We start from the raw sequence: 5,806 nt of genomic DNA, 5'->3' as shown, positions 1-5,806 counted from the left end.
TAGCAACTTTCCTATACTGCCTTAAAAGCCCCGGTACTTGATTGTATCGGGGCTTTGTTTTTGGTCCCCCGTTGACAGTTAGTCTACCTCGGGTATGATGGATTAAACCCACACCCTGCGGAGGGGTGAGCCTTCAAGCACTGCATTGGTTTCAAGGTGATACGTCACCGGTGTGTTTCTCGCACGGCACCTCAGAGGCCCTGGCGTGGCCCCTCTTCCCCCTCCCTTTTAGAATCATCGTTGAAAACCCCGTCAGAACTGTTTGGCGGGGTTTTCTGCTTTTGGCTCATCAGTCGAGTGCTTGCTAGGACAGCTCAGCGGGGTAGCCTCTGAATGCAACCGAGAATTTTGCGTTTGAACCAGGCGGGCCAGCCGATAGAGTGGTTGGACTGGCAGGAAGCGGTCTGCCTGTTTGCCAGGGAGATGATTGTCTGGACCCTGGGGGATGAGGTCAAACGGGTGCGGGGCGGCTATTGCCGCATGACCGGCAAGCAATCCCAGATCAGCCTGCCCAGCATCATCGCCTGTGGCGGCGATCGGCTGGCGCGACCAAGGCTCCATTCCCCCCTGAATAACCCGGCGCTGTTTGCCCGCGATGGTTACATGTGTATGTATTGCGCGCGCGCCTTCCCGGCCGCCCAGCTCACCAGGGATCATATCGTGCCCACTTCCCGCGGCGGCCGCGACAAATGGGAAAATGTGGTTTCCGCCTGTCGCCGCTGCAACCAGCACAAGGCCAATCACCTGCTGGAAGAAACCAATCTGGAGCTGATGGCCTTGCCGTTCAGGCCCAATAATGCGGAATACCTGGCACTGATCAATTCCAAACGGATTCTCGGTGACCAGATGGAATTTCTGCGCGGCCAGTTTTCCCGCAACTCGCGCTGGCTGTAGGCTCACGTTTTCAGGCTAATTCATGCTAGCCTCTGCAACCTGTGGTGCTTGTAGGGGAGTCTGTTGCCGTGGATCTTGGTATTGCCGGAAAAAGTGCGCTGGTCTGTGCCGCCAGTAGGGGGTTGGGCAAGGGCTGTGCCCTGGCGCTGGCCACGGAAGGGGTGCGGGTAACCATTCTCGCTCGCCAGCGGGAGGTGCTGGAACAGACCGCAGCGGAAATTTATGCCAGCACCGGTGTCCGTGTCGAGACAGTGATAGCGGACATCACCACGGAAGCGGGGCGGGATGCGGCACTGGCGGCCTGTCCCACACCGGATATCCTGGTCAATAATGCCGGCGGACCGCCCCCCGGCGATTTCCGGGACTGGCGCCAGCAACATTGGTTCGATGCCGTCAATGGCAATATGTACAGCCCCATCGATATGATCCGGCGCACCCTCGACGGCATGCTCGAACGGGGCTTCGGGCGCATCATCAATATCACCAGTGCGGCGGTCAAGCAGCCTATCGGCGCGCTGGGGCTGTCCAACGGTGCGCGTTCCGGACTGACCGGTTTTGTGGCCGGCATTTCCCGGGATACCGCACGGCACAATGTCACCATCAACAACCTGCTGCCCGGCCTGTTCGATACCGACCGGGGCCGCGGCGCGGCGGCGCTGATCGGTGGTGGCAGCGGGCTGTCTGGTGATGAATATATTGCGACATTGCCGGCCGGGCGACTGGGCCTGATCGAGGAGTTTGGCGCCACCTGTGCGTTCCTGTGCGGTCAGCAGGCGGCCTATATCACCGGTCAGAACATTCTGGTGGACGGTGGCAATTACCGCGGCACGTTCTGAGCGCCGTACCCTCCTGTTGAATTGCCTGCCACCAGCTGTCCTATTGAGGTCGATGTCGTTGTCGCGAGGCTAGCCGGACAGACTCTGGGAAAGCACCAGCGCGATCAGTAACGGACAGCAGTATTTTGCGTAGCCTGGCCAGATTTTCCAGAACAGGCTGTATTCGACTTCGGGGTGGCCGCTGCGAATCTCCTCCAGAATCATGTCCCGGTGCCATACCCAGGTGGCAAATACGCACAGCAATAGTCCCAGCAAAGGCTGGCTATACTCGGTGGTCAGGGTCACCACCAGCCCGAACAGTGCCGTGAAATTCACCACAATCACCGCGCTCACCGCAAAGATGGCGATCCCCGCCAGCCAGGTGGCCGAACGGCGACGGGTGGCATGATTCTCAATGGTGAAGGAGACCGGCACCTCCAGCATGGAGATCGATGAGGTCAGCGCGGCGATACTCATCAGTGCAAAAAAGACCAGTGCGATCAGGGTGCCCACCTTGCCCATGCCGGCGAACAGTGCCGGCAGGGTCTGGAAGATCAGGTCGGGTCCGGCCATCAGGCTGCCGCTCTCGCTGTAAATATTCAGCCCTTGCTGCTGGGCCACAAACAGGGCGGGCAGCACCAGCAGACCGGCCAGGAAGGCCACCGAGGAATCCACCAGGGTGACAATGGCGCCCATGGCGGGCAGGTTTTCCTCCGGGCGCAGGTAGGAGCCGTAGATCAGCATGGTGCCCACCCCCAGGGATAGGGAGAAAAAGGCCTGGCCGAGAGCGCTGATAATCAGCTTCGGATCACCGAGCTGGCTGAAATCCGGAATCAAATACAACTTGAGCCCGGTGATGGCGCCGGGCTGCATCAGCACATAGACGATCAGGCCCGCCAGCATCAGCAGCAGGGCCGGCATCAGGCGGCAGGACCATTTCTCAATGCCGTGTTCTACCCCCGCGGCAATCACCGAGCAGGTCAGCACCAGAAACAGTCCGGTAAATAACAGATTGCGGGCAATGCTGTTGCCGGTCAGCCAGTCGGACAGGTCATCCAGCCCCGCCAGGGTGGTCAGTGGCTCGAGCAGGTAGGCGAGCATCCAGCCGGCGACAATACTGTAGAAGCTGAGGATCAGCGAAGCGACCAGGATGCCGTAGCCGCCGGTCAGTGTGCCGAAGATTTTGCTGGTGCGGCCGGGCGAAATGATTTGCAGGGCGTGGACCATATTGGCTTTGGTGTGACGACCGATAATCAGCTCTGCCATCAGGGCGGGATAGGCCAAGCAGAACGCCAGTACAAAATACATCAGCACAAAGGCGCCGCCGCCGTTTTCGGCCGCGTTGGTGGGGAATCCCCAGATATTGCCGAGACCGACGGCGGAGCCGGAGGCGGCCAGGATAAAACCTGTTTTTGAGGAGAATACTCCGCGCTGGGAAGACATGGACATGGTTCTCTCAGAGGCAGCGGACATGTTACCGGGTTTACCGTGCCCGCGAAAATATTAGGGCCTGTTCAGACTAATTTGGATGCTTCGGTAATCAAATTAGTCTGAACAGGCCCTAGGGCGAATAGGCCCTAGCTAATGCGCAACAGGATTTTACCGCTCTGCTCGAAGTTGGCCAGCAGCTGCAGCGCCGCCGGCACCTGTGCCAGGGGGAATACCCGATCGATCACCGGGGTTATCCGGTGCTGTGCCACAAAGGCCAGCATCGCGGCAAATTCCGCATTGCTGCCCATGGTGGTGCCCTGAATGCGGATATGGCGAAAAAACAATTTTGCCATCTCCAGGCCGTGCTCGGGATTGCCCAGGGTGGCGCCAAAAAATACCAATCTCCCGGCGGGCAACAGGGTGTCGAGCAACGCGTTGACGGCATTGCCGCCGGCACTGTCGATCACCACATGAAAGCCCCCGGACTGCTGGCGCAGCTTCCGGTAGCAGTCGGGGTCGCGATAATTTTCGCCCCCGGCGACACCGAGGCGGCTGGCGGCAGCCAGTTTGTCGTCACTGCCACTGGTCACATACACTTCGGCGCCATGATACAGGCACCAGAGTATGGCAAAGCTGGAAACGCCGCTGCCGGCGCCGGTAATCAGCACCCGCTGGCCCGCTTTGACTTCAGCCTGGGTGACGGTCGCCCGCCAGGCCGTTAATCCCGCCAGCGGCATGGCGGCGGCCTGAAACCAGTCGAGGTGAGCGGGCTTGGCAAAGACGTTGCCGGCGGGGACGCAGATGGCCTCGGCAAAGGTGCCCTGGTCCGGCATGCCCAGCACGCGGAAATCGGGGCCAGAGTATGCCTGCTCCTCTCCCCAGGCCATGGCCGGGTAAATCAGGACCTCGGCGCCGAGCAGTCCTGGATTCACGCCGACGCCCACGGCATCGACAATGCCGGCCCCGTCGGAGCCCGGTACGCAGGGCAGGCGCATTTTTGGGTATTTCCCCAGGGTGATCCAGTAATCGCGGCGGTTCAGGGCGCTGGCCTTGAGGTTGACGCGGACTTCCCCCGCCGCCGGGGATGGTTTGTCGATCTCCCGGATCACCAGACTGTCTGGACCGCCGGTATGTTCCAGTACCACTGCTTGCATCGCTATTTCCACCTGTCGCTATCGGATCCGTTGAATGGCGAGTATTCTGTGACTATTCTTTTCCTGCGGGAGGTAACGCAGCCGGACTCAAGTTAGCACTCACCACAACAAGTAAACAGCAGGTACCGATGATGTTCAAAAATATTCTCGTTCCGACAGGGCTGGCCGACAAGAGTGAAAAAACAATTCGCACGGCGCTGGGCATGGCGGTTCAGTCCGGTGGGAATGTCTATCTGTTGCATGTGCTGGAAAAACTGGGTGGTGAGACAGACGATGAGATGGAGGCGTTTTATCTGAAACTGGCGGAAAAAGCCGACCAGACATTGACGCTCTGGCAACAGCGCTTCCAGGCAGAATATCCCGGCGTTCATATCGATAAAAATATTCAGGTGGGCAAGCGCGCCCAGGAAATTATCGACTTCTGCGACAAAAAGCATATCGATCTGATTGTGATGGCCTCGCGCAGTGTCAATACAGCCCAGCAGCCCTTTGGCACCCTCAGTCACCAGGTGGCGCTGTTCGCCCCGATCTCCGTGCTGGTGGTGCGCTGACAGTCGCCACCCCTTGGCCAGCACAGCGGATAACAGCCTTTTTCCCCCTTGAATTTTTTCTAGTCGCACATAATTAGTCCGTACGAACATCAGGCGTCCTCCATGCCTGGTGGCTCGCCAACCATTTTGATATGGCTTGCGATGGAGAATATTTTATGGCGACCATAGATTTGACCCCGCGTTACCGCTGCACCATTGGCGGCCACCGTCTCGGTCCGCTGCTGGAGACGGCGTGGCGCAACGACCAGGCCGCAGCCTATCCCCCTACGATATCGAAGTGATCGATGAAAACCGCTATGCCATCACCCTCGCGGTGGCCGGTTTCGCACGCAATGAACTGGATATCCAGATGGCAAAGGGCGTGCTGACCGTGCGCGGAAGGAAAGACGCCGCCAAATCCGACCGGCGTTTTCTGCATCAGGGCATCGCCCGGCGGGCCTTTGCGCGCAAATTCAATCTCGCCGATCACATCGAAGTGACCGATGCCTCGCTGCGCAACGGATTGCTGGTGATCAGCCTGGTGCGGAAAATTCCGGAGGCGATGAAGCCGAAAACCATTGCCATTGGCGAAGCGGATGTCGCCCTGACCCGGGAGACCGGGCAGGGCGAGTAAAGCCGGGAGTTCGGGGTGGCGTGAAGTGCGCCGCCCCATTCTTATTGCAAGTTGTTGGAATTTTTTTCACCGAGCTGTGTCCCATTGATCAGCTAGGGCCTGTTCACACTAATTTGATTGCCTCTGTTGTGACTAAAAAAGCGCCAATCTAGGCGCGAGAAATGAATTTAGTGGTTCTAACTGAGTGACGAGCAACGACGAGTGGCGGCTTTTTTAGCCGCAACCCGAAGGGCTGGGGCCATTTTTGCCCCCAGCGTTGTTGTCATTCGCTCATTTAGAATAACTAAACCACGCTCATTCCGCCTCGCTGGAAGCAAAAATGACCTCCAGCAGTGGTAATCAAATTAG

Annotated in this window: 6 protein-coding genes; 4 read left to right on the top strand and 2 right to left on the bottom strand. The window is 58.8% G+C overall.

Going from position 1 to position 5,806, the window contains the following annotated elements; all coding sequences use genetic code 11:
• The first annotated feature begins 333 nt into the window (after positions 1–333).
• Both ABY948_RS10895 and ABY948_RS10890 read left to right on the top strand, forming a co-directional pair.
• The gene (locus ABY948_RS10895) at positions 334–894 is read left to right on the top strand and encodes an HNH endonuclease (RefSeq protein WP_461482564.1); all 561 of its coding nucleotides are present in this window, start codon (positions 334–336) and stop codon (positions 892–894) included.
• 68 nt (positions 895–962) lie between these two features.
• Entirely contained in the window at positions 963–1,730 is a 768-nt protein-coding gene (locus ABY948_RS10890) for an SDR family oxidoreductase (protein ID WP_461482563.1), read from the top strand.
• Positions 1,731–1,799: 69 nt separating this feature from the next.
• Here ABY948_RS10890 and ABY948_RS10885 read toward each other — a convergent pair whose 3' ends face one another.
• Positions 1,800–3,182: a sodium-dependent transporter gene (locus tag ABY948_RS10885; RefSeq protein ID WP_461482562.1), complete on the bottom strand. Its 1,383-nt coding sequence runs from the start codon at positions 3,180–3,182 to the stop codon at positions 1,800–1,802.
• A 104-nt stretch (positions 3,183–3,286) separates the two neighbouring features.
• Complete coding sequence (locus ABY948_RS10880; RefSeq protein WP_461482561.1) at positions 3,287–4,294, bottom strand: zinc-binding dehydrogenase; 1,008 nt, start codon at positions 4,292–4,294, stop codon at positions 3,287–3,289.
• 128 nt (positions 4,295–4,422) lie between these two features.
• Here ABY948_RS10880 and ABY948_RS10875 point away from each other — a divergent pair, with 128 nt between their 5' ends.
• Together ABY948_RS10875 and ABY948_RS10870 are read left to right on the top strand one after the other, a co-directional pair.
• Positions 4,423–4,845, top strand: a complete 423-nt coding sequence (locus ABY948_RS10875) for a universal stress protein (protein ID WP_461482560.1) — start codon at positions 4,423–4,425, stop codon at positions 4,843–4,845.
• A gap of 232 nt (positions 4,846–5,077) precedes the next feature.
• Complete coding sequence (locus ABY948_RS10870) at positions 5,078–5,458, top strand: Hsp20 family protein (RefSeq protein WP_461482559.1); 381 nt, start codon at positions 5,078–5,080, stop codon at positions 5,456–5,458.
• Positions 5,459–5,806 lie beyond the last annotated feature (348 nt).

The sequence above is a fragment of the Porticoccus sp. genome (assembly GCF_041592135.1).
GTDB lineage: Bacteria > Pseudomonadota > Gammaproteobacteria > Pseudomonadales > Porticoccaceae > Porticoccus.
This window is presented reverse-complemented; position numbering and strand designations above follow the sequence as displayed.

Bases quoted from the DNA above. Each gene is read 5' to 3' on its own strand.
- ABY948_RS10895 (WP_461482564.1), top strand. From the start codon at position 334: ATGCAACCGAGAATTTTGCGTTTGAACCAGGCGGGCCAGCCGATAGAG.
- ABY948_RS10885 (WP_461482562.1), bottom strand. From the start codon at position 3,182: ATGTCCGCTGCCTCTGAGAGAACCATGTCCATGTCTTCCCAGCGCGGA.
- ABY948_RS10880 (WP_461482561.1), bottom strand. From the start codon at position 4,294: ATGCAAGCAGTGGTACTGGAACATACCGGCGGTCCAGACAGTCTGGTG.
- ABY948_RS10875 (WP_461482560.1), top strand. From the start codon at position 4,423: ATGATGTTCAAAAATATTCTCGTTCCGACAGGGCTGGCCGACAAGAGT.